A 21657-nucleotide genomic window follows, 5' to 3' on the forward strand; every position below is an offset into this window, starting at 1 on the left:
CTTGGTGCATGGTGGTCTTGGGCGCAAAGCCGCAAAAAACCGCCAGTCTGGCGTTCGACGTTTAAATCGAGACCAGATTCAATCACCAAATTCTTCAAGCAAATCATTAACTTACGACGTCCTGATGTGCAAACGTTGGGACACTACTGTATCCACTTAGTTTTGTATGTCGTAATAAGTGGATCCACAAAGTCGCATCTACTTGTTGAAAATCCACTGTTGAGTGGCACTGCCTGCATTGCAGGTCCACACCTGCAAAGGAGTACCGTTGACAGTGCCCAGCGTCGTGACATCCAGGCAGAAGCCTTGACTAGTGATGGTTCCGTTGGCGTTGAAGGCCCATTGTTGATTCGTCCCCCCGTTGCAGCTCCACAAACCAACTTTCGCGCCGTTGTTGGCTGTGCCGCCGTGCACTTCCAGACAGCGATTGCCGTTCATTTGCAACTCGCTGCGAACGGTACGAACCATTGTCTGGTTTTGGCCACCATTGCAGTCCGACAGTTGCGCCTGCACACCTTCGTCGGTGCGGTTGTTGGGGATGTCCAGACAGCGCCCTGACAGCGTATTGAACAGGTTGCCGCCGTTAGTGCCACTAATGTTTTGCACAGTGATCGCATCCATGTCGGGCGCCCAGCCGCTGGTGGTACCGAAGGTCAATGTATTGGCGCCTTTTGCGAGTGACAACATCAACGAAACGGTGCCAGGCGTGGTCCATGACCCGGTGGATGGAAAAGACACCACGGTGGATTGCTGGCCATTGACTTGCAGGGTGGCGCGACGGGCCGCATTGTCGCCATTCACATAGGCAATATTGACAAGCTTGACGCCTGGGTCGTTGGCGTTCACTTTTTTATACGCCAATGTCGCGTCTTTGTCCAAATCTCCCACCCGTTGGGCTCCCGAGCAACCTGTGCAAGGCGCGCGGGCTGCGATGCCGGTCAATACATTGTTGCTGGACTCCGCCTCGTAGGTCGCTGTGGCGCTCTCTGTACCGACTACGCTCAACAGAACAGAACCGTTGGCAGGCACCGTGGCCGCATACGAGGTGGAAAAACTGCCGCCATTGACGTTGGCCCAGATATCACGCACGCTAGCCGGATCAGCGGTAAGCCCGATATCAGTCCAGCGAACCGTCATGGTTGCGCTGACCCCTGTGCGGTTCAATAGCACCACTGCGCGCCGCCCGTTGCCGCTGAGAACGCGACTGTAGACCTGCAGGCCCATAATGTCCTCAGAAACTTTCACGCCTTGCAGGCCACGCGCATCTTGGTTGATGGCGATGACTTCAGAGTTGGTCAGTATGGCTTTGGTGGCCGCATTCATCTTGGTCAGGTCATTGCCAGCCATGAACGGGGAACCTCCGATCAACCAAAGGTTTATGTGGGTCCGGCTTTCCGCATCAGTCAAATCCACACTGCCCGCACCACGTGCCACGCCATTGCCGACCATTAGCATGTCCAGGTCGTTATAAAAACCGGTATGGTGGGCAGAAGGATGCAGACCTTTGTCAAAGTTGACAAGTGCTTTCGCCAAGCTGGGTTTGAGGGTCATCTGGTCCAACGTAACTGTGCCCCCTGGTTTTTGCCAGAGAACAACGTCGTCGCTGGAGCGCCACATGGGTGCCATTCCGGGAGCCCAGTTCCATGGTTCCTGGCGGCCCCATTCACAAATCGACAGCGTCATGGGATGGCCAGTAATGGCGGTGGCGTCTGCAATGGCTTTGCTAATCGTCCCATAGGCCTCCACTGGATCAAGCACGGTGTTTTGATAGCCAATGCCACTGCCTCCGCACCAATCAACCTTGACGAAGTCAAAACCCCACACCTGGAATTGTTTGGCATCTTGCAGCTCATGGCCACGTATGCCCGCGGTAAAGCCGGCCGATGATGGCCGTGTGGTATTGAAGTAGCCACAACCACTGACTCCTGCGTCGGTGTAAATGCCGGCTTTCACCCCCTTGCTGTGGATGTAGTCGGCCACGGCTTTCATACCGCCCGGCCATTCGGTGGTGTTGACCACAATATTGCCCGAGGCGTCACGCAGCCCCTGCCACCAGCCATCATCGAGATTGAAGTACACGTAGCCAGCGTCTTTGAGGCCTCCGGGCGCCACATAAGCGTCCACCTGCTTTTTAACAGTATCGAAATTGATGCTGCTGGCAAATGCATTCCAAGAGGCCCAACCTATGGGGGGTGGGGGAACCTTGATCTGGTTGGTCGTGACTGCGGCCGATGCGATTGATGCCGCCATACCAGCCACGGTAAGGATCAACAGTTGGGCTACACGCCGCAATGAATGGGAAGCTATTGGCATCCGGTGGTCAGGCGGTGGTGTATTCAGAAATGCAGTGGCGAATCGTTGTGAAAAACGAACTTTCATAGTTTTTGTCTCCAGCGTAGTTGTTATATATGTCGTTGTGCATGATTGATGGAAACCCGGAGGATCAGAAATCCAACACAGCGCATGATGTGTGCGCCGAAGTTGCAAGTGAATGCACAAGCAACGTCGGACGCGTGTGTGATCGTTAGCTTGACTGCTCGAATGCGTTTTTTTGTACTAGTACATGAACTTCCTCCAAGTCTGTGTCCGCCCTTTTTTGGGTACGGGTAAATTGCCTGCAGGGGTTGGAGCCGTTTGATTCAGATCAAGGACGGGCGTCAGACCAGCGAGAGGATGTAACCCAGGCGTGGATCGCTTCGTCCGGCATGCACCTGCGCATACGCATGCTGCACCTCCTGCGGACCGTTGTGGTGCTCGACGCTGAGCCATGGACGCTGAGCGTCGCAGGCACGTGCGCTGAAGTCACGCCAAGCCTGGACCAATTTCTTGTCCAACTCCGCTGGGCCCCAGTCGTCCTGCCGCTTCTTCAGTTGCGCCGGCGCAAAGAACTGGACGGGGCGTGGGCCGGGCAGGTCTTGGGCCTTGCCCAGCTGCCTCACGTGCGTGCCACCTATAGGGCAGCTGTACTTGAGATCGCCGAAGCGGGTGTGAATGTGTCGACGCAAGTCCGCGTTGCTCGCGAAGTCGACATAGACGCAGCGAGTGTCGGCCGGCACCTGTTCGAGTTCGTCATACGTGAGGACACGGCTGTAGCAGCCCAAGCTTTCGCAGAATGCGCGATTGCCGGGCGACGTGAGGCCGATCACCTCGACGCCCGGCCGCTGGCTCAGTTGAAAGGCGGTGCCGTACGCCGTTTTGCTGGAGGCGCTAGAAAGCAGTAGGGTTGTAGCGCCGAAAAAGTCGTTCTCAGCCATGAAGTCGTCAATAAGCCAAGAGGAGACGAAGAGCGTTCGCAGCAGGGCCAACGCATCTTCCGAGCCAGCGGAGTAGAACGGGTCAGCATCACATCGCAGGTATTGGTTATAGAACAGATGCAACTCGGCACGATGCTGCGTCACATCGCGGAATCCTGCGGGCGACAGGTCGCCGGGACTAAGCACCGCATGATTGCTCATCGGCCAGTATCCATACAACCGTTCACCGACCGCCACGCCAGAATGCCGCGATTGCACGACCGTCGCAAAGCCCCAGGCCGGCACGATACCCCAGCCCGCCTCACCAGAGGGGTAGGCTCGCCAGTAGTTCATCAAGTCGCCGAAGGTTGCGTAGCTCATGTTGTTGGAGGTCAGCGCGAACGCGTCGATGCGCGTGCGGATCTGTCCGTCAGCCAGGGGAACGTCGTTCGTGATCGCAATGCGAGTGGTGCCCAGTTGGTCCTGGCGCACTACGAGGGTGATTTTGGTGTTCATGGTGCTCCGAAAGAAGTTTTGTTTGGGTATTGGTTGGAAGCGAGCACGGCGGCGTTGGCGGGCAAGGACGAAAGATCCATCTGTGTAGCTACACAAGCTCGATGAAAAGGACTCTTCCCAGAGGTGCTGAAGCGAGGCTGTCATGTCTTGTCTATTTCCATTTTGTGCAGCCTTGACCTCAAGCCTTGACCTTGAAGGTGGGCAGCTTGTCGCCCACCCGCTTGCCCATCTCCGCCATAAAGGCCTGCTGGCTGCTCATCGGGTGAATCATCACTTCCAACTCCACAATCTGCCCTTGTTCGTTGAAGCGGATGAGGTCAATGACGTGCGAAAGCCGCTGTCTTACTTGCCCAGGTTGGCCTTGAGCTCTTGCGACGCCTGCGCTATCGCGCTGCGGGGCGCCGGCAGATGGCTGAACCCGTTCGACAGCCCAAAATCGTGAATCATGCCGTTGTAGCGCACCGATTTCACATGCACGCCCGCAGCGTCGAGCTTGCGGCCGTAAGCTTCGGCTTCATCGCGCAGGACATCGAATTCGGCGGTCTGGATCAGCGTCGGCGGCAAGCCCTTGAGCTGCTCGGTCGTCGCTTGCAGTGGAGAGGCGTAGATCTGCTTGCGTGCCTCGGCGTCGGTCGTGTAGTTGTCCCAGAACCACGCCATCAAGTCCTTCGTCAGGAAGTAGCCGTTGGCAAACTGCTTGTACGACGGGGTGTCGAAGTTGGCATCCGTCACCGGACACAGCAATACTTGCGAACGCAGTGCAGGTGTGCCCTTCTCGTTCGCCATTAAGGCAACCACGGCGGCTATATTGCCGCCCGCGCTGTTGCCAGCTACCGCGAGGCGCTTGCCGTCGACCTTGATCTCCTTGCCATGCTCGGCCACCCATTTTGTTGCGGCATAGGCTTGCTCGATGGCGACGCCGTATTGCGCCTCAGGCGACAGGGTGTAGTTGACGAAGACCGCTGCAGCGCCCGAGCCTGCCACCAGGTCACGCACCAGCCGCTCATGGGTCGGGAAGTCGCCCAGCACCCAGCCGCCGCCGTGGAAGTACATGAACGCGGGCAGGGTCTTCTGCTGGCTGCCTACCGGGCGCACGATGGTCAGCTTCAGGTCGCCGCCATTGACGTGGATCGTCTTCTCGCTGACGTCAGCCGCCGGCAATGCCACCTTAGGACCAGCCTGCGCGCCCACCAGCGCGGCGCGGGCCTCGGCCGGCGTCATGGTATCGAGCGTCTTGCCGCCTTCAAGGGATTGCAAGAATTTTGCTACGTTGTGTTCGACACCGGGCAGGGTAGCTGCAGAAGCATTACCAATCGACAGGGTCAAGGCGGAAAGGGCGAGAGCGGAGGTGAGGGTATTCATGAAGTTTTTTTAGTGAGTGTGTGAAGCAAAGCCGGAGACTTTGTTGGTGTCGATGCGGACAATGGCACTTTGAGCTTCAGGCGACGGACGAAAAATCCGTGTCTATACCGTCGAACAGGTTGTGAATGGCTTCGCCTAAAGCTTGCTGTCGGCGCCAATGCTGAACTCGGCAAGGTGGTGCGAACTACGATCGGCGACACCAGGGGCGCCATGCCCACCAGACCGGGTCAGCCGGCAGTTCTATGCCGAGCGGCCAAATCAGTTGTGGGTCTTGGATTCGCTGTGCAGATAGCTGGTTAAGGCGCCACGTGGGTTTGGAAAATCTTGCTGACCACCGTCCACTGGCCACCAACCTTCAACAGATGGAAGAAGTCGGTGAACGAGATGCCCGACATATCGTTTGCGTCGATGCGGGCGCTGGCCGCCGTACCGACGATCTCGATGCGGGTGATCGCGGCCGTCGCGTCAGGAGACGGACGGAAATCCTTATCGACACCCTCGAACAGAATCGGAATCGCGCCACCCGTCAGCTTGCCATCGGGGCCGACGCTGTACATCGTCGCCTGTGGGCTGAAAGCGGACTTCATGATGCTGCTCTTGGCCTGCTTGCAGCCTTCGATGTACTTGTTCAGCACTTCGGAGATGGCTTGGTAATCCTGCACGTACGTTGGTTTGCTCATGGTTTTTCCTTGGTTGGCTTGTGGGTGGGTTGGCGCGTCTGCGGCTTGGGCCGTTGTGCCCATGCCGACAGCGATCGCCGCGAAAATCAAAGTCTTGATAAAGGTCGTTTTCACTCGTTTACTACTGATAAGAGTCGCAATGACTCGCCGATTCCAAATCGGATACTGGGTGGGCACCGTCACGATGGCTTTGTAGTGGGTTCCAGATTCAGCATCGGAACTCAGGTCAAGCGCCGCTCATTTCTGGAGTGCGTTCTTGGGCAGAAGCCAGAGGCCCCAGCCGTCGAAGTCTGTTTTCGCGGTCATTGAGCCACCAGCCGGCCTGGATATTCCAGTCGGTGTAGGGGCGCTGCGGATCGGCCGCACCCAGCATCCGCTGCGCATGCAGTGGAAAGTGCGGATCGCGCAGCGCGCTGTGCCCGAGAGCAACGATGTCCGCCTGACCGGACGCCACGACCGTCTCCGCCTGGTGCGGATCGACGATCAGGCCCACGGCCATGGTGCGGATGCCTGTCTCACGACGGATCTGGGCGGCGAACGGTACTTGGAAGCCATAGCCGCTCGGATAGTCGAAGACACCGAAGCCGCCAGACGAGCAGTCGACGACATCGACGCCGATCTTGTCGAGTTCCTTGGCGAAAGCCACGCTGTCTTCGATGGTCCAGCCGTCACGGCTGCCATCCACCGCCGAGATGCGTACGAACAGCGGCTTGTCCTGCGGCCAGATCTCGCGCAGCTCGCGGACGATTTCCAGCGGCAGACGGATGCGGTTCTCGAAGCCGCCGCCATACGCGTCGGTGCGGTCGTTGGTCAGGGGTGACATGAATGCATTCAGCAAGAAGCCGTGTGCGCAGTGCAGTTCCAACACCTCGAAGCCAGCACGCAGCGCACGGCGCGCAGCGGCGGCAAAGTCGGCTCGGACCTTGGCTATACCTTGGGCATCGAGCGCGGTTGGTACCAGCCAGCCCTCGGCCACGGGTCGTGCAGTTGGCGACACCACCTTCCATGGATGTTCACCACGGACTGCGTCACTCTCGTTTAACGGACCATTGCCCTGGAAAGCGCGCTGAATGCTGGCTTTGGGGCCGGCATGGCCGATCTGAATGCCGGGGACCGCACCGTATTCCTTGGCGAAGGCCGCAATGCGAGCCAGGCCCTCGACATGGGCGTCATCCCAGATGCCCACATCGCCATGGGTGATCCGCGCCTCGGGCGACACGCCGGTGGCCTCGACCATTACCAGGCCGAAGCCGCCCAACGCAAAGCGCCCGTAGTGAACGATGTGGTACTCGTTCACGAAGCCATTGCTGGCTGTGTATTGACACATGGGGCTCAGTGCCAGACGGTTGCGCAACGTCACTCCACGCAACGCCAAAGGTTCAAACAACTTGTTCATGTTTCGGGTGTCTTCTAAATTTCTGCGCTTGGACTAACGTGCGCCGTACTCTTCGGCCGGGCGATCGTTGGGGTTGGCCCAGGCCGCCAATGTGGCCTTTGAAGCGGGCAGGCTGAGGCTTGTCCCAGTCGGTGGAATGGGCTTGGTGAACCATTTGTCATAAAGCTGGGCCATTTCGCCACTCTTCATCATGGTGCGTAAGGTGTCATCGACACTCTTTTTGAAAGCCGCATCGTCCTTGCGCAGCATGATGGCGATGGGTTCGACGCCAAGTACCTCGCCGACGATTCGGTAGTCGGTGGGACTGCGACTCTGGGCGATATTGCCCGCGAGGACTTGCGCATCCATCACGAACGCATCAGCACGACCCGAAGACAGGATCAACATGCTATCGGTGTGGTCCTTGCCAAAGATTTCCTGGAAGTCAACACCGTTCGCCCGCTCATGCTTTCGCAGCATTTGCACGCTCGTGGTGCCCGAAGTGGTCGCTACTTTGTGGCCGTTCAGCTGCGCAATGGATTGGATGCCGGAATTGGCTTTGACCGCGATCCGGATTTCTTCAACATAGGTTGTGACCGCAAACGCAACTTGCTGTTGGCGTGCGGCGTTGTTGGTGGTTGAACCGCATTCCATATCAATGGTGCCGTTCTGCAGCAGCGGAATCCTGTTGCTGGAGGTGACCGTTTGGTACTTAATCTCAAGCTTAGGAAGACCGAGCTGCTTCTGGATGTCTGCCAGGGCGTGCTGGCACAGCTCAACATGGAAGCCCACGTACTTGTCGCCCAACGAATAGGAGAGCGCCCCGGATGCTTCACGCACACCCATGGTGACAGCCCCGTTCGACTTGATTTGCTGGAGCGTATCGGCGTGGACGGTGAGAGCGCAGCCAGCGGCCACCAATGCGAGTGTGATTTTGGCAAGCATCTGAGTGGTCCTGATCATTTGGCGAAGAGCTTGGTGATGTCGCCAAACGCCTTGATCTCAACTGCGTTGCCAGAGGGGTCCAGGAAGAACATGGTGGCCTGCTCACCTGGCTCACCTTTGAATCGGACGTAGGGTTCGATGATGAATTCGATGCCATCAGCCTTCAGCCGCTCGGCCATCGCTTCCCAATCCTGCATAGGCAGCACGATGCCGAAGTGGCGGCAGGGCACGCCATGGCCATCCACCGCGTTGCGTTGAGCCAGGCCGGTTTCGCTGGGTGCCAAGTGCGCAACGATCTGGTGACCGTAGAAGTTGAAGTCGATCCATTCTTCCGAGCTGCGACCCTCAGGGCAGCCGAGCGTCTGCCCGTAGAACTGGCGTGCCAGCGCTAGATCGTGAACGGGGAAGGCCAAGTGGAAAGGGGACATCGGAGCGGGGTTTGTTGCTGGAGCTTGCATAAGGAATGGATAGATGGTGAAGGGATGCGGCAATCCTAGGTGCCCTCATTCAAAATGAAAATCAATGTATATTGATGCTGAGCATCAATATTGTTTTTATGATTCGCGAACTCAAAACCCTCATTGCAGTGGCACGTGAAGGCACCTTTGCCGCAGCAGGCGACAAGATCGGCCTGACCCAGGCTGCCGTCAGCGCCCAGATGCAGCGCCTGGAAGCCGAACTCGGCTTTGCCGTTTTCGACCGCAGCGCCCGCGCTGCCCGGCTGAACCCGCGCGGCCACCAGGTCGTCGAACAAGCGCAGGAGCTGATCCTGCAATACAACCATCTTGGCTCACGCACGTTGGGGTCGCCCGCGTCGTCCTTCGTCAATGTGGGGGCGATCGCGTCGGTGCAGCGCTCATGGCTGCCAGACGTTTTGGCGGGCTTCTACAAGCAAGTCAAGGACTGCCGTGTTCGCATCGTTCCCGGGCTGTCGATGCACTTGCTGAACATGGTTGACGCCGGGAAAATCGACTTGGGCGTGGTGATTCGGCCCCCGTTCTCGTTGCAAAGCGACTTGCACTGGACAACATTGGTACGCGAACCGTACCGACTACTTGTGCCGCGGAATGTGAGTGGAAGCGATTGGTCCGAGTTGCTGACGAGTCAGCCTTTCGTTCGGTACGACCGAGAGTCGTTCGGCGGCCGTCAGGTGGACCGGTTCCTGCGCGCTTCGCACCTGCAGGTGCGTGAGGTCTGCGAACTCGATGAGTTGGAGGCCATCGTCCAACTGGTGGCTAAAGGGGTTGGCGTTGCGCTATTGCCTCAAACCGAAAGCTTCAAGCGATGGCCTGCCACTGTGCGTGCGATCGATCTCGGAGAGCGCACGTTTTACCGCGATATCGGGCTTGTACATCGATCGAATCACAGCATGGGTGACGCTGCGCAACGACTGGCCGGTATGGTGTGCACCAAGTACGGCAGCACAGGAACTGGCCCGACGTCAAAGCCTCCCAAGACATCGCTCTTACTGTCGTGACTGCGGAGCCAGTGGAATTCAACGCCGCTGCAATATTGCTATCAATTCAATAGCTTCCAGCGCACATTCCGCATGGGCTGGAGCTCATTTTTTCTTAAAAATGCTCAACCCCGACGCAAATCCCGCGTGAACGGAAACTCCTTGCTGCCCGCCACATTGATGGTGGCCGGTGGCACCACCAGCTTGCCGGGGGTGTGGCCCATGGCGGCGAAGCGGGAGAGGCGGCGGCTTTCGGCTTCGTAGCCGTTGACCGGGAAGGTCTCGTAGTTGAGCCCGCCGGGGTGGGTGACAAAGTACTGGCAGCCGCCCAGCGAGCGCTTCATCCAGGTGTCCACAATGTCAAACGTCAGCGGGGCGTGCATGCCAATGGTGGGGTGCAGGCTGCTGGGCGGGTTCCAGGCCTTGTAGCGCACCGCGGCGACAAACTCGCCCACCGTGCCGGTACTCTGCATGGGCAGGGCTTGGCCGTTGCAGGTGACCACGTAGCGGCTTTCGTTCAGGCCGGTCACGCTCACCTCGATGCGCTCCAGGCTCGAATCCACATAGCGTGCGGTGCCACCGGCCGAGCTTTCTTCGCCCATCACATGCCAGGGTTCCAGCGCGTTGCGCAGCGTGAGTTCCACGCCGGCCGACTTGACCGCGCCAATGAGGGGGAAGCGGAACTCGTAGTGCGGCGCAAACCAGCTGGAATCGAACGCGTAGCCCGCCATGTTCATGTCGGCCATCACGTCGTCAAAGTCCATTTTGATGAAGGTGGGCAGCATGAAGCGGTCGTGCAGCTCGGTGCCCCAACGGGTCACCGGGGCCTTGTACGGCGTCTTCCAGAAGCGGGCTACCAGCGCACGCAGCAAGAGCTGTTGCACGCTGCTCATGTGCGGGTGCGGTGGCATCTCGAACGCGCGCAGCTCCAGCAGACCCAGGCGACCCGTGGCCGAGTCGGGCGAGTACATCTTGTCGATGGAGAACTCGCTGCGGTGGGTGTTGCCGGTCACATCGATGAGGATGTTGCGCAAGGTGCGGTCCACCAGCCAGGGCGGCATGGTCTGGCCATACAGCTCGCGGTTTTTGTAGATCTGCTCGATGGCAATTTCCAGCTCGTAGAGCTGGTCGTTGCGCGCCTCATCCACGCGTGGGGCCTGGCTGGTGGGGCCGACAAACATGCCGCTGAACAAATAGCTGAGCGACGGGTGGTTGTGCCAGTACAGCAGCAGGCTGGCCAGCAGTTCGGGCTTGCGCAAGAACGGGCTGTCCGCCGGCGTGGCGCCACCCATCACGAAGTGGTTGCCGCCGCCCGTGCCGGTGTGGCGGCCATCGGTCATAAACTTCTCGGCCGACAGGCGCGACTCGAACGCCGCGTTGTACAAAAACTCGGTGTTGTAGACCAGCTCCTTCCAGTTGGTGACCGGGTGGACGTTGACCTCGATGACACCGGGGTCGGGGGTGACCTGCAGCAGTTTGAGGCGCGGGTCGCGCGGGGGCGGGTAGCCCTCCAGCACGATCTGCATTTTCAGTTCGGTGGCCGTGGCTTCGATAGCGGCCAGCAGGTCCAGGTAGTCCTCCAGACGTTCCAGCGGCGGCATGAAGATGTACAGCACGCCGGATTTTTCGCCCACGGCCTCGGCCTTGGGGCCGCTGGCGCGGCGCGGGTCGCGCACTTCCACGCACAGCGCGGTGCGCGTGATCCAGTGGGCCGACTCAAAGCGGCTGGGTACCTGGGCGTAGCGGGCGGGTTCGGGCTGCAGGGCGGTTTGGGCATTAGTGGCAACGCTGCTGTCGCCGGTGCGGCTTGCGCCGGCCGGGGTTTGCAGCTTGCGGCTGGCCTCTGGCGTGGCCAAGTTGCCGGCCAGGTAAGGCAGGCCGGTGGGCGATACGCTGCCCGCGCCGTTGGCGGGGACTGACACCTTGACGGCGGGTGCATAGCGCGCGGCAAACGCCGAGTGCTGTGGCAGCGCACCGCGCTCTACCGTAGGGTCGCGCTCCACCATGTAGGGGTAGTCGCCCTCGCTGACCCAGGGCAGCGAGTCCAGCGGCAGGCGCAGGCCCATGGGCGAGTCGCCGGGCATGAGGTACATGCGTTCGTCGCGGAAGAACCAGGGGCCCGTGGTCCACATGGGGCCGGCCAGCGAGGGGTTCAGGCCCGCAGAGTCCGCCACCTTCAGCGGCAGCACGTAGCCCACGGCGGAGTCGAGTTTTTGCTCGAACACGCGGCGCAGACGGGCGCGTTCCATCTCGTCGTCCAGCTTGGCGTTGAAGGGGTCCACATTGACTGGCAGGCGGCGTTCGCGCCACAGGTAGTACCAGGTGTCCTCGTAGCCGGCCTGCACGTACTTGTCGGTCAGGCCCAGCTTGCCGGCCAGCGTGCGGATGAAGTAGCCCGCGTCTTCAGCGGTGTAGTGGGTGGGCTTGCGCTCGTCGGTGAACAGCGCGGGGTTGTTCCACACGCGCTGTTTGTCGGCGCGCCAGTAGATGTTCAGCGCCCAGCGGGGCAACTGCTCGCCGGGGTACCACTTGCCCTGGCCAAAGTGCAGAAAGCCGCCCTGGCCGTATTCGTCGCGCAGCTTGTGCACCAGCTCGGTGGCAAAGCCGCGCTTGGTGGGGCCTAGGGCGTCGGTGTTCCACTCAGCGGCGTCGCGGTCGTTTACCGCCACAAAGGTAGGTTCGCCGCCCATGGTCAGGCGCACGTCGCCGGCCACCAGTTCGGCGTCCACCTTGTCGCCCAAGGCCATCACGCTGGCCCATTGTTCGGGCGTGTAGGGCTTGGTGACGCGGGGGGATTCGTAAATGCGGGTGACCTGCATGTGGTGGCTGAATTCCACCTCGCTCTCATCTACGCCGCCTTCGATGGGGGCCGCGCCGCTGGGCTGCGGTGTGCAGGCCAGGGGGATGTGGCCTTCACCGGCCAGCAGGCCGCTGGTGGCGTCCAGCCCAATCCAGCCGGCACCGGGCAAATACACCTCGCACCAGGCGTGCAGGTCGGTGAAATCGACCTCGGTACCGCTGGGGCCGTCCAGCGATTTCACATCGGGCGCGAGCTGGATCAGGTAGCCCGACACAAAGCGCGCAGCCAGCCCGCAGTTGCGCAGCAGCTGCACCAGCAGCCAGGCCGAGTCGCGGCAGGAGCCGGAGCCAAGCTCCAGCGTTTCTTCCGGCGTTTGCACGCCGGGTTCCATGCGGATGGTGTAGTCCACCGACTTGTGCACCATGGTGTTGAGGTCGACCAGAAAGATGACGCTGCGACGCTTGGTGCGGTCAATCTTGTCCAAGTAGGCCTGCACCAGGGGCGTGACCGGGTCCGCGGCTAGGTAGGGCAGCAGCTCTTGCTTGAGCTCGGGGGTGTACTTGAACGGAAATTCTTCCGCTTCGGGTTCCAGGAAGAAGTCAAACGGGTTGTAGACCGCCATCTCGACCACCAGGTCCACGGTGACCTTGAACTCTTTGGTCTTCTCGGGGAACACCAGGCGGCCTTGGTAGTTGGCAAACGGGTCTTGCTGCCAGTTGATGAAGTGGGTGGCGGGTTCGACTTTGAGGGAATACGACACCACCTTGCTGCGGCAGTGGGGGGCAGGGCGCAGGCGGATGACCTGGGGACCGAGATTGACCAGACGGTCGTAGGTGTAGTGGGTGACGTGGTTCAGCGCTGCGTGAATGGACATGGGCCGGTCTCTCGGTAATCTCACTGGGAAGCCTGTGCAGCGAGGGCTGCACCGACACCATACTAACAATCGATGTTGACAGGCTCTCCAAAGCAAGTCCTGCGCCATGCCTTCGGAGGCCTTGGGGCAGGCCTTAAAACCGGGGAAGGGCCGGGTTAGCATGGGGCCATGTTCTCTGCCGCCACCCTTACCAGCGCCTGGCCTCGCACGGTGTTTGCGGCGCTATTGGGTGCGGTGTTGGGTACTGCATGGCAGTTGCAACAGTCCGAACTCTGGTCCGCCTGGGTTTATGTGGCTTTGGGGCTTCTAGCCCCCGTTGCGTATGCGCTGGTAGCTCCTAAAAGAATAGCATTGGTGTTCGCCACGGCCGTGGTGTTACTGACCGGCATGGCACTGGGCTTTGGCACCACCGGCCTGCGCGCCGTGGCGTTTGCCAGCCACACGCTGGCACCCGACCTGGAGGGGCGTGATTTGCGCGTCACCGGCATGGTGACCGATATGCCGCAACGTTCGGAAGCGGGTTTGCGCTTTCGTCTGGCGGTGGAAGAGGCGCAACTGGATGGCCAGACGGTGGCGGTGCCCGCGCGCATGGACGTGGGCTGGTACGCCGGTGGCTATGCGCTGGTGGGCGAACAGGCCGGGCTGCAGCGCGTGCCCGCCGAGGTGCAGGCGGGTGAGCGCTGGCAGCTGACACTGCGCCCCAAGGCGCCGCACGGTGGCCTCAACCCCCATGGGTTTGACTTTGAGCTCTGGCTGTGGGAGCAGGGCGTGCAGGCCACCGCCTATGTGCGGGCTGGCGACAAGGATGTGCCGCCCCAACGCCTGGGCCAAACCTGGCGCGCCCCCGTCGCCTTGGCGCGGCAGGCGCTGCGCGACCGCATTTTGGCCACTGTGCCCGACAAGCGTTCCGCCGGACTGATGGCCGCGCTGGTGGTGGGCGACCAGGCGGCGGTAGACCGCAGCGACTGGGATGTGTTCCGCGCCACCGGCGTCAGTCACCTGGTCTCAATCTCCGGGCTCCACATCACGATGTTCGCCTGGGGTGCAGCCTGGCTCACCGGTTGGCTGTGGCGGCGCTCACGGCGCCTGTGTCTGGCGGTACCTGCTCCGTCGGCCGCGTTGCTGGGTGGTGTGCTGCTGGCCTGTGCCTATGCGGTGTTTGCCGGCTGGGGCGTGCCCGCGCAGCGCACCTGCCTGATGCTGGCCACTGTGGCGCTGCTGCGCCTCTCGGGTGCGCGTTGGCCCTGGCCGCTGGTGTGGCTGCTGGCCTGTGCCGCCGTGGTGGCGCTGGACCCGTGGGCGCTGTTGCAGCCTGGGTTCTGGCTCAGCTTTGTCGCGGTGGGTGTGCTGTTTGCTACAGATTCAGGAGCTGCTCGCGCAGAAGATACGGGGGCTAGCGGTCGATTTGGCTCCAAGGTGTGGGCCATGTTGCGAGAGCAGTGGGTCATTACCCTGGCGCTCGCGCCGTTGACGCTTTTGTTGTTTGGTCAGCTCTCCGTCGTGGGGCTGGTGGCCAATTTGCTGGCGATTCCCTGGGTCACGTTGGTGGTCACGCCGCTGGCGTTGCTGGGGGCGCTGCTGCCCGGCGTGTGGGATGTGGCCTCGTGGGCCGTCGCGCTGCTGTGGCAGTGGCTGGCTTGGTTGGCGGTGTTGCCGGGTGCGGCCGTGGTGTTGCCCTTGCCCCCGCTGGGCTTGGGGCTGGGAGCAGTGGCGGGTGGCTTGCTGCTGGTGCTGCCTGCGCCCTGGCATATGCGGGCGCTGGGCGTGCCGTTGGTCTTGCTCACACTGCTGTGGAGCCCGGCCTTGCCAGCGGCAGGGCAGTTTGAGCTGCTGGCGGCGGACATTGGCCAGGGCAATGCGGTGCTGGTGCGCACCGCCCACCACGCGCTGCTGTTTGATGCCGGGCCGCGCTACAGCCTGGAGAGCGACGCGGGCCACCGCGTGCTGGTGCCGCTACTCAAGGCGCTGGATGTAACGCTGGATACCGTGGTGCTGAGCCACCGCGACATCGACCACGTAGGCGGCGCAGCGGCCGTGCTGGCCATGCAGCCGCAAGCCGCGTTGCTGAGTTCGATTGAGCCGCAACACCCACTGCAGCAGTTGCGCACGGCCCAGCGCTGCGAGGCTGGCCAGCAGTGGGAGTGGGATGGTGTGCAGTTTGAAGTGCTGCACCCGCAGCCTGCCGATTACCTGGCCAGCCCACCGCCCAAACCCAATGCGCTGTCCTGCGTGCTGCGCATCAGCGCGGGCCAGCGCACCGCGCTGCTGGTGGGCGACATAGAGGCTGCGCAGGAGGCGCGTTTGGTGCAGGCCTTGCAGGGCACCGGCCATTTGCATGCCGACGTGCTGCTGGTGCCGCACCACGGCAGCAAAACGTCGAGCACGCCCGAATTTCTGCAGGCCGTAGCGCCGCAATGGGCGCTGGTGCAGGCCGGGTATCGCAACCGCTTTGGTCACCCGGCGGCGCCGGTGGTGGAGCGCTACGCGCAGGCGCGCATCAATTTGGTGTCATCGCCCCGCTGTGGTGCAATGGTCTGGCGCTCGGAGCAGCCCCAAAATGTGGCGTGCTCTCGGGAAGAAGATCGCCGTTACTGGCATCATCATGTGCCATAGTGGTGCATGGGGGGCGTGGCCCAAAGCTTGCATACTGCGTGTTCAGAGAGGTCTTTTATGCGGAAATTCGACGAGATGTACACCCAGCTTCCCTACGAGTTTTTTACTCATGGCAAGCAGATACGAGACCACTACAAAATTTACGACGAATGGCTGGCCCGCCAACCCGGCGACATGATGGCCAAACGCCGTGAAGAAGCGGAGATGATTTTCCGCCGTGTGGGCATCACCTTTGCCGTCTACGGCGAGAAGGACGAGGATGGCTCCGGCACCGAACGGCTCATTCCCTTTGACCTGATTCCCCGCATCATCCCGGCGCACGAGTGGTCCAGCATGGAGAAGGGCCTGACGCAGCGCGTCACCGCACTCAACCGCTTCATCCACGACATCTACCACGACCAGGACATTCTGAAGGCCGGCATCGTGCCGCGCGAGCAGATCGAGGGCAACGCCCAGTACCGCCCCGAGATGGTGGGTGTGGACGTGCCCAACGGCATCTACTCGCAAATCAGTGGCATCGACATCGTGCGGGCGCCCGACACCAATGGCAAGGGCGAGTACTACGTGTTGGAAGACAATCTGCGCGTGCCCAGCGGTGTGAGCTACATGCTGGAAGACCGCAAGATGATGATGCGGCTGTTCCCCGACCTGTTCAGCGCGCACCGTGTGGCGCCCATTGCCCATTACCCCGACCTGTTGCTGGAAACCCTGCGCGCCAGCAGCCCGGCCACCACGGCCGAGCCCACGGTGGTGGTGCTCACGCCCGGCATGTACAACAGCGCCTACTTCGAGCACGCCTTCCTGGCCCAGCAGATGGGTGTGGAGCTGGTCGAAGGACAAGACTTGTTCGTCAAGGACAACTTCGTCTACATGCGCACCACGCGCGGCCCACGCCGGGTCGACGTGATCTACCGCCGGGTGGACGATGACTTTTTGGACCCCACGGTGTTCCGCCCCACGTCCACGCTAGGTTGTGCCGGTTTGCTCAATGCCTATAAGGCCGGCAACGTCACCATTTGCAACGCCGTGGGCACCGGCATTGCAGACGACAAGTCCATCTACCCCTATGTGCCGAAGATGATCGAGTTCTACCTGGGCGAGAAGCCCATCCTGAACAACGTGCCCACCTTCATGTGCCGCAACAAGGACGATCTGGCCTACACGCTGGCGAATCTGAAAGACCTGGTGGTGAAAGAGGTGCACGGCGCGGGTGGCTACGGCATGCTGGTGGGGCCCGCGGCCACGAAAGCCGAGATCGAAGACTTCCGCAAGGCCTTGTTGGCCAACCCCAGTGGCTACATCGCCCAGCCCACGCTCAGTTTGTCCAGTTGCCCCACATTTGTGGAAAGCGGCATTGCGCCGCGCCACATCGACCTGCGGCCCTATGTGCTGAGCGGCAAGACGGTGCAGATGGTGCCAGGCGGTCTGACACGTGTTGCGTTGAAAGATGGTTCGCTGGTGGTCAATTCCTCGCAAGGCGGGGGCACCAAGGACACCTGGATTCTGGAAGACGATGCGCCGCCTGCTGTGGCCACCGCTGCACAAACCCAAAAACAATAAGCGAATTGCGGAGGAACCACCCTATGTTGTCAAGAACCGCTGATCACCTGTTCTGGATGTCCCGCTACACCGAGCGGGCCGAAAACACGGCGCGCATGCTGGACGTGAACTACCAAACATCGCTGCTGCCCCAATCACAGGCCGTGGCGCAGCTGGGCTGGCAGGGCCTGCTGTCCATCAGCGAACTGCTCTACAGCTACCAAGAACGCCATGGCGAGATCCAGGCGCGTGAGGTCATGGACTTCATGGTCAAGGACGAGGACAACCCGTCTTCCATCATGTCCTGCCTGAGCGCGGCGCGTGAAAACGCCCGCGCCGTGCGTGGCACGCTGACCACCGAGGTGTGGGAAACGCAGAACACCACCTGGCTCGAAGTCAAGCGCATGATCAAGACCGGTGAGTTCGAAAAAGACCCAGCCCAGTTTTTTGAATGGGTAAAGTTCCGCTCGCACCTGTCGCGCGGTGTGACCGTCGGCACCATGCTGATGGACGAGGCCCTGTTCTTTATGCGCATGGGTACGTTTCTGGAGCGGGCCGACAACACGGCGCGTCTGGTGGATGTGAAATTTCACGCCGTGCAGAGCGACTTTTTCGGTGCCGCCAGCGAGAAGGACCAAGAGTACGACTTCTACCACTGGAGCGCGATTTTGCGCAGCGTTTCGGGTTTCGAGGTGTACCGCAAGGTCTACCGCGACGTCATCAAGCCCGAGCGTGTGGCCGAGCTGCTGATCCTCAAGCCCGACATGCCGCGCTCGCTGCACGCCTGCCTGAACGAGGTGGTGAACAACCTGAGCCTGGTAGCTAGCGACCCCAATAGCGAAACCCTGCGCCGTGCCGGCAAGCTGCGTGCGGAGTTGCAGTTTGGCCGCATCGACGAAATCCTGGCCACCGGTCTGCACGCCTACCTGACCCAGTTTTTGGACCGCGTCAACGACCTGGGTGCCCACATCAGCCGCGAATTTTTGGTTCCCGTGACCTGATCTTCTCCGCATAATGCGTGCAACAAGGAGCACGCATGCGAGTTGCCGATGTGGACCGGGAGATTGACGCCGCCAAAGTCGACGGTCCGCTGCGCGACATCGTCATCCAGCCCTGCCCGGCGCTGCTGATCGACCTGCGCGCAGAGTTCAGCCGGCCCGACCCGGAGCCTGCCACCATCGTGGCCATCGCCTCGCGCGATGTGGCCATGGCCGCTGCGCTTATCAAGGTGGCCAACAGCGCGGTCTATGCGCGTTCTCGCACGGCCACCACGGTGGCCGATGCGGTGGCCCTGTTGGGCATTGCGCACACCGTGTCCATCCTCACCGGGTTTTTGTTGCGTGACGCCATTCGTGTGTCATCGCCGCAGCTGGAGCACTTCTGGGAAAACTCCACACGCCGCGCCTATGCCATGGGCTATATCGCCGGCCAAATGTACGGCATGAACGCCGATGTGGCCCACACCTGCGGCCTGTTTTGCCACGTCGGCCTGCCCATATTGCTGCAGAGCCTGCCTGGGTACGACGCCACACTGGCCGAGGCCACCGACCACATGGAGCACACCTTCACCGACGTGGAGAACGCGGCCCACCGCACGGACCATGCGGTGGTCGGCGCCATCGTGGCCAAGACCTGGCGGTTGCCTCCCATTGTGGCGATTGCGGTGCGGCTGCACCACGACTTCAGTGTGCTGGACGATGCGCGTTTTCCGGACGAAGTGCGCGCGCTGGTGGCCATGTCGCTGTTGGCCGAGCGGCTGGTGGTGTTGCACGAGGGGGTGCAGGCGCACAAGGAGTGGGAGCAGCATGGTGCTGCATGCCTGGCCCACCTGCGTGTGAGCGAAGCGGAGATGGAGCAGTGGCAGGATGCGCTGCAGCCCCAGTTTGAAGGGCCTGCTGGCTTCTAGCCTGCCCCGGTACGCGGTCCCGATTTACTCGGGCGCGACCAGCGCGTCCAGACCAAATGTGCGGATCTTCTCGGCCGCGGTGTCGGCTTCTGTTTGGGTTTCAAACGGGCCTACCCACACGCGGGTGCGCGGCCCGCGCAGTGCCCGGAACGCCTTGGAGTTGGCGGGCAGGTCGGCATCCATGAGGCGCGTGAACGCATTGCGCGCATTGTTCTCGTCGGCAAAGATGCCCACGTTGACGATAAAGCGGCCGGTGGGCGCGGCGCGGGGGCTGGGTGCCGGCGCCTCGGTGGCCGTAGGTGTGGGGGCGGCGGGCTTGGCCTTGGTGCGTATGGGGCGTGACGCTGCGGGTTTAGGCGCTGCGGCGGGCTTCACCTCTGCAGGTTTCACTTCCGCGGGTTTGGCTGCGACAGCTTTGGCGGGTGCAGGTGTTGGGGTTGGAGTCGGCGTGGTAGCCGGGGCGGAAGCCACCGGCTTGGGCGCGGAAGCAGCGATTGCAGGCGCTGCCACTGCGGCAGAAGCAGGGGCCGATGCTGGCAGTGCGGCCGGTGGGGCTACCGAGGATGCCGGTGCTGAAGCGGCCGGTGCCGTAGCATCGGTCGCGCGGCCCACGGCGAGGTTGCGGGGGTCGGCCAGTTTGTCCGTGGCCTTGTCGGCGTAGCCGGGCAGGGGCTCAAAGCCGCTGAAGTGGGTCCACGAATAGACGGCTGCCGCAGCGATAAGCAGATTGAGAGCGGCCAGCACGATCAGGCGCCGACGTGTGCTGGCCTGACGCGCCAGCAGGGTGCAGGCCTCGGGCACGGTGGCGCTGGCGGCCAGGGCGGCCTGCATGCGTTTGCGCGTGGCGCTGTGCAGCAGGGCATTGCCGCCCAGACCGGGCACGGCCACCGCGATGACAAGCAACGTGGCCAGCAGACCCCACTGCATGCCTTCTGAAAACTGGAATACCAGGCGACCAATGCCAAACACCGACAGTGCCAACGCAACGACGCAGCCCGAGTACAGCAGTGCCGCATGCCAGAGCTGGCGGAAGGCCAGCCAGTTCAGCGTGTACAGCGCGGCCGACCAGTTCCAGCTCAGGCCCGCACGGTCGGCCGCTTCAAAGCGCGTGAACAGGGGCAGGTAGTAGGCGCTGTTGACGTCCCCAATGGCCGCGCGGTAGAGCGCGGTAGTGGAGTGTTCGTCCGTGTTGTCCAGGGCAGTGGTGGGGGCGGTGGCCATGGTTTATTTTGGCACGGCCGGGGCACTGGCCACTGCGGCCGCTACGGCGTCGCCCAGCTCAATCACGGCCAGCGCGTAGTAGCTGCTCCAGTTGTAGCGCGTGATAGCGTAGAAGTTGTCAGTGCCTGCAATGTATAGCGGCGCATCGGCCCCGTTCTGCAGTTCTACCAGCGCCAGCTTGCCGGGGTGGGCCAGGGCGGCCGCGTCCAGCAGCACGCCCTTGTCGGCCATGGTCTGCGGCGTGAAGCTGGGCACGATGTCAGGCGCCAGCAGCGTGGCACGGTCCAGGCGGGCAGGGTCCAGTTGCACGGGGTAGTGGGTGGGCAGGTCGCGCTGCCATTTGAAAGCAACGAAGTAATTGGCCACGGAGCCAATCACGTCGGCTGCGCTGTGGAACAGGTCCACGCGGCTGTCGCCGTCAAAGTCGATGGCGTACTTGGCCCAGCTGGACGGCATGAACTGCGGCAGGCCCATGGCGCCGGCGTAGCTACCGCGCAGGGCCAACGGGTCTGTCTGGGTGCGCGCGGTCAGGCTCAAAAAGGCTTCCAGCTCCGACAGGAAGAAGGCGGCGCGCTCGGCCTTGCGCGGGTGCGCGCTGGGGAAGTCAAACGCCAGCGTGGTCAGCGCGTCCATCACGCGGTAGGTGCCGGTCTGCTGGCCGTAGATGGTCTCCACCCCAATGATGCCCACGATGATGCTGGCGGGCACCCCGGTCTCGCGCTCTGCGCGCTCCAGCGTTTCGCGGTTGTCTTGCCAGAACTTCACGCCGGCCTTGATGCGGATGGGCTCGACAAAGCGGCTGCGGTACAGCGCCCAGTTCTTGGGGGTGCCCACGGCCGGCGGTGTGATGGCGCGCACGATGGACGCCACCATGCGCGACTGGCCCACGGTATTGCGCACCCAGTCGCGGTCCAGGTTGCGGCGCTGCGCAATATCGTCGGCGATCAGCATGACCTCGGGCCGTGTGGCGTACAGCGGACCCGCATTGGCGGCAGCAGGTAGCGGTGGAGCCACCTTGGCCCGGTGGGCGTGTTTGGCGGTGGGTTTGTGGTGTTTTGGGGTGCTAGCCCCCGCAGACACTGCGCAAGCAGCTATTAAAAACGTAGCAATGAGGCGGAGGGAAAAGATCACAGGGTC

15 protein-coding genes are annotated in these 21657 nt (G+C 61.9%); 5 read left to right on the plus strand and 10 right to left on the minus strand.

What is annotated here, in order from left to right:
- Positions 1-198: 198 nt before the first annotated feature.
- The 7 genes from AC1DZ5_RS05910 to AC1DZ5_RS05940 all read right to left on the minus strand — a co-directional run bounded on the left by AC1DZ5_RS05910 (position 199) and on the right by AC1DZ5_RS05940 (position 8539).
- Positions 199-2379 (minus strand): ricin-type beta-trefoil lectin domain protein, encoded by a 2181-nt coding sequence (locus AC1DZ5_RS05910; protein WP_477887056.1) that lies wholly within the window; start codon positions 2377-2379, stop codon positions 199-201.
- A 278-nt stretch (positions 2380-2657) separates the two neighbouring features.
- Positions 2658-3749 carry a DUF2855 family protein gene (locus AC1DZ5_RS05915; protein ID WP_477887058.1) on the minus strand — a complete coding sequence of 364 codons (1092 nt, stop codon included), beginning with the start codon at positions 3747-3749 and terminating at the stop codon, positions 2658-2660.
- A gap of 342 nt (positions 3750-4091) precedes the next feature.
- On the minus strand, positions 4092-5111 hold the full coding sequence (locus tag AC1DZ5_RS05920) for an alpha/beta hydrolase (protein WP_477887060.1): 1020 nt from the start codon (positions 5109-5111) through the stop codon (positions 4092-4094).
- 296 nt (positions 5112-5407) lie between these two features.
- Positions 5408-5974: a nuclear transport factor 2 family protein gene (locus tag AC1DZ5_RS05925; protein ID WP_477887062.1), complete on the minus strand. Its 567-nt coding sequence runs from the start codon at positions 5972-5974 to the stop codon at positions 5408-5410.
- 43 nt (positions 5975-6017) lie between these two features.
- Positions 6018-7187, minus strand: coding sequence for an NADH:flavin oxidoreductase/NADH oxidase (locus AC1DZ5_RS05930; protein ID WP_477887064.1), 1170 nt, complete (start codon positions 7185-7187; stop codon positions 6018-6020).
- A 33-nt stretch (positions 7188-7220) separates the two neighbouring features.
- On the minus strand, positions 7221-8111 hold the full coding sequence (locus AC1DZ5_RS05935) for an amino acid ABC transporter substrate-binding protein (RefSeq protein ID WP_477887066.1): 891 nt from the start codon (positions 8109-8111) through the stop codon (positions 7221-7223).
- Positions 8112-8125: 14 nt separating this feature from the next.
- The gene (locus AC1DZ5_RS05940; protein WP_477887068.1) at positions 8126-8539 is read right to left on the minus strand and encodes a VOC family protein; all 414 of its coding nucleotides are present in this window, start codon (positions 8537-8539) and stop codon (positions 8126-8128) included.
- 128 nt (positions 8540-8667) lie between these two features.
- Between AC1DZ5_RS05940 and AC1DZ5_RS05945 the strand changes: the two genes are divergently transcribed.
- On the plus strand, positions 8668-9588 hold the full coding sequence (locus AC1DZ5_RS05945; RefSeq protein WP_477887723.1) for a LysR family transcriptional regulator: 921 nt from the start codon (positions 8668-8670) through the stop codon (positions 9586-9588).
- 104 nt (positions 9589-9692) lie between these two features.
- Here AC1DZ5_RS05945 and AC1DZ5_RS05950 read toward each other — a convergent pair whose 3' ends face one another.
- Entirely contained in the window at positions 9693-13241 is a 3549-nt protein-coding gene (locus tag AC1DZ5_RS05950) for a transglutaminase family protein (RefSeq protein WP_477887070.1), read from the minus strand.
- Between the two features lie 168 nt (positions 13242-13409).
- Here AC1DZ5_RS05950 and AC1DZ5_RS05955 point away from each other — a divergent pair, with 168 nt between their 5' ends.
- Genes AC1DZ5_RS05955 through AC1DZ5_RS05970 form a run of 4 tightly spaced genes read left to right on the plus strand, consistent with a single transcriptional unit; the run spans position 13410 to position 19299 of the window.
- On the plus strand, positions 13410-15854 hold the full coding sequence (locus AC1DZ5_RS05955) for a ComEC/Rec2 family competence protein (RefSeq protein WP_477887072.1): 2445 nt from the start codon (positions 13410-13412) through the stop codon (positions 15852-15854).
- Between the two features lie 57 nt (positions 15855-15911).
- Complete coding sequence (locus AC1DZ5_RS05960; RefSeq protein ID WP_477887074.1) at positions 15912-17414, plus strand: circularly permuted type 2 ATP-grasp protein; 1503 nt, start codon at positions 15912-15914, stop codon at positions 17412-17414.
- A gap of 23 nt (positions 17415-17437) precedes the next feature.
- Entirely contained in the window at positions 17438-18394 is a 957-nt protein-coding gene (locus AC1DZ5_RS05965; protein WP_310338237.1) for an alpha-E domain-containing protein, read from the plus strand.
- Between the two features lie 35 nt (positions 18395-18429).
- On the plus strand, positions 18430-19299 hold the full coding sequence (locus tag AC1DZ5_RS05970; RefSeq protein ID WP_477887077.1) for an HDOD domain-containing protein: 870 nt from the start codon (positions 18430-18432) through the stop codon (positions 19297-19299).
- A gap of 24 nt (positions 19300-19323) precedes the next feature.
- On the opposite strand, the gene AC1DZ5_RS05975 is transcribed toward AC1DZ5_RS05970, so the two are convergent.
- Positions 19324-20520 (minus strand): SPOR domain-containing protein, encoded by a 1197-nt coding sequence (locus AC1DZ5_RS05975; RefSeq protein WP_477887079.1) that lies wholly within the window; start codon positions 20518-20520, stop codon positions 19324-19326.
- A 3-nt stretch (positions 20521-20523) separates the two neighbouring features.
- On the minus strand, positions 20524-21648 hold the full coding sequence (gene mltB, locus AC1DZ5_RS05980; protein ID WP_477887725.1) for a lytic murein transglycosylase B: 1125 nt from the start codon (positions 21646-21648) through the stop codon (positions 20524-20526).
- Positions 21649-21657: the final 9 nt, after the last annotated feature.

The organism is Rhodoferax sp. P1_F3, assembly GCF_056405715.1.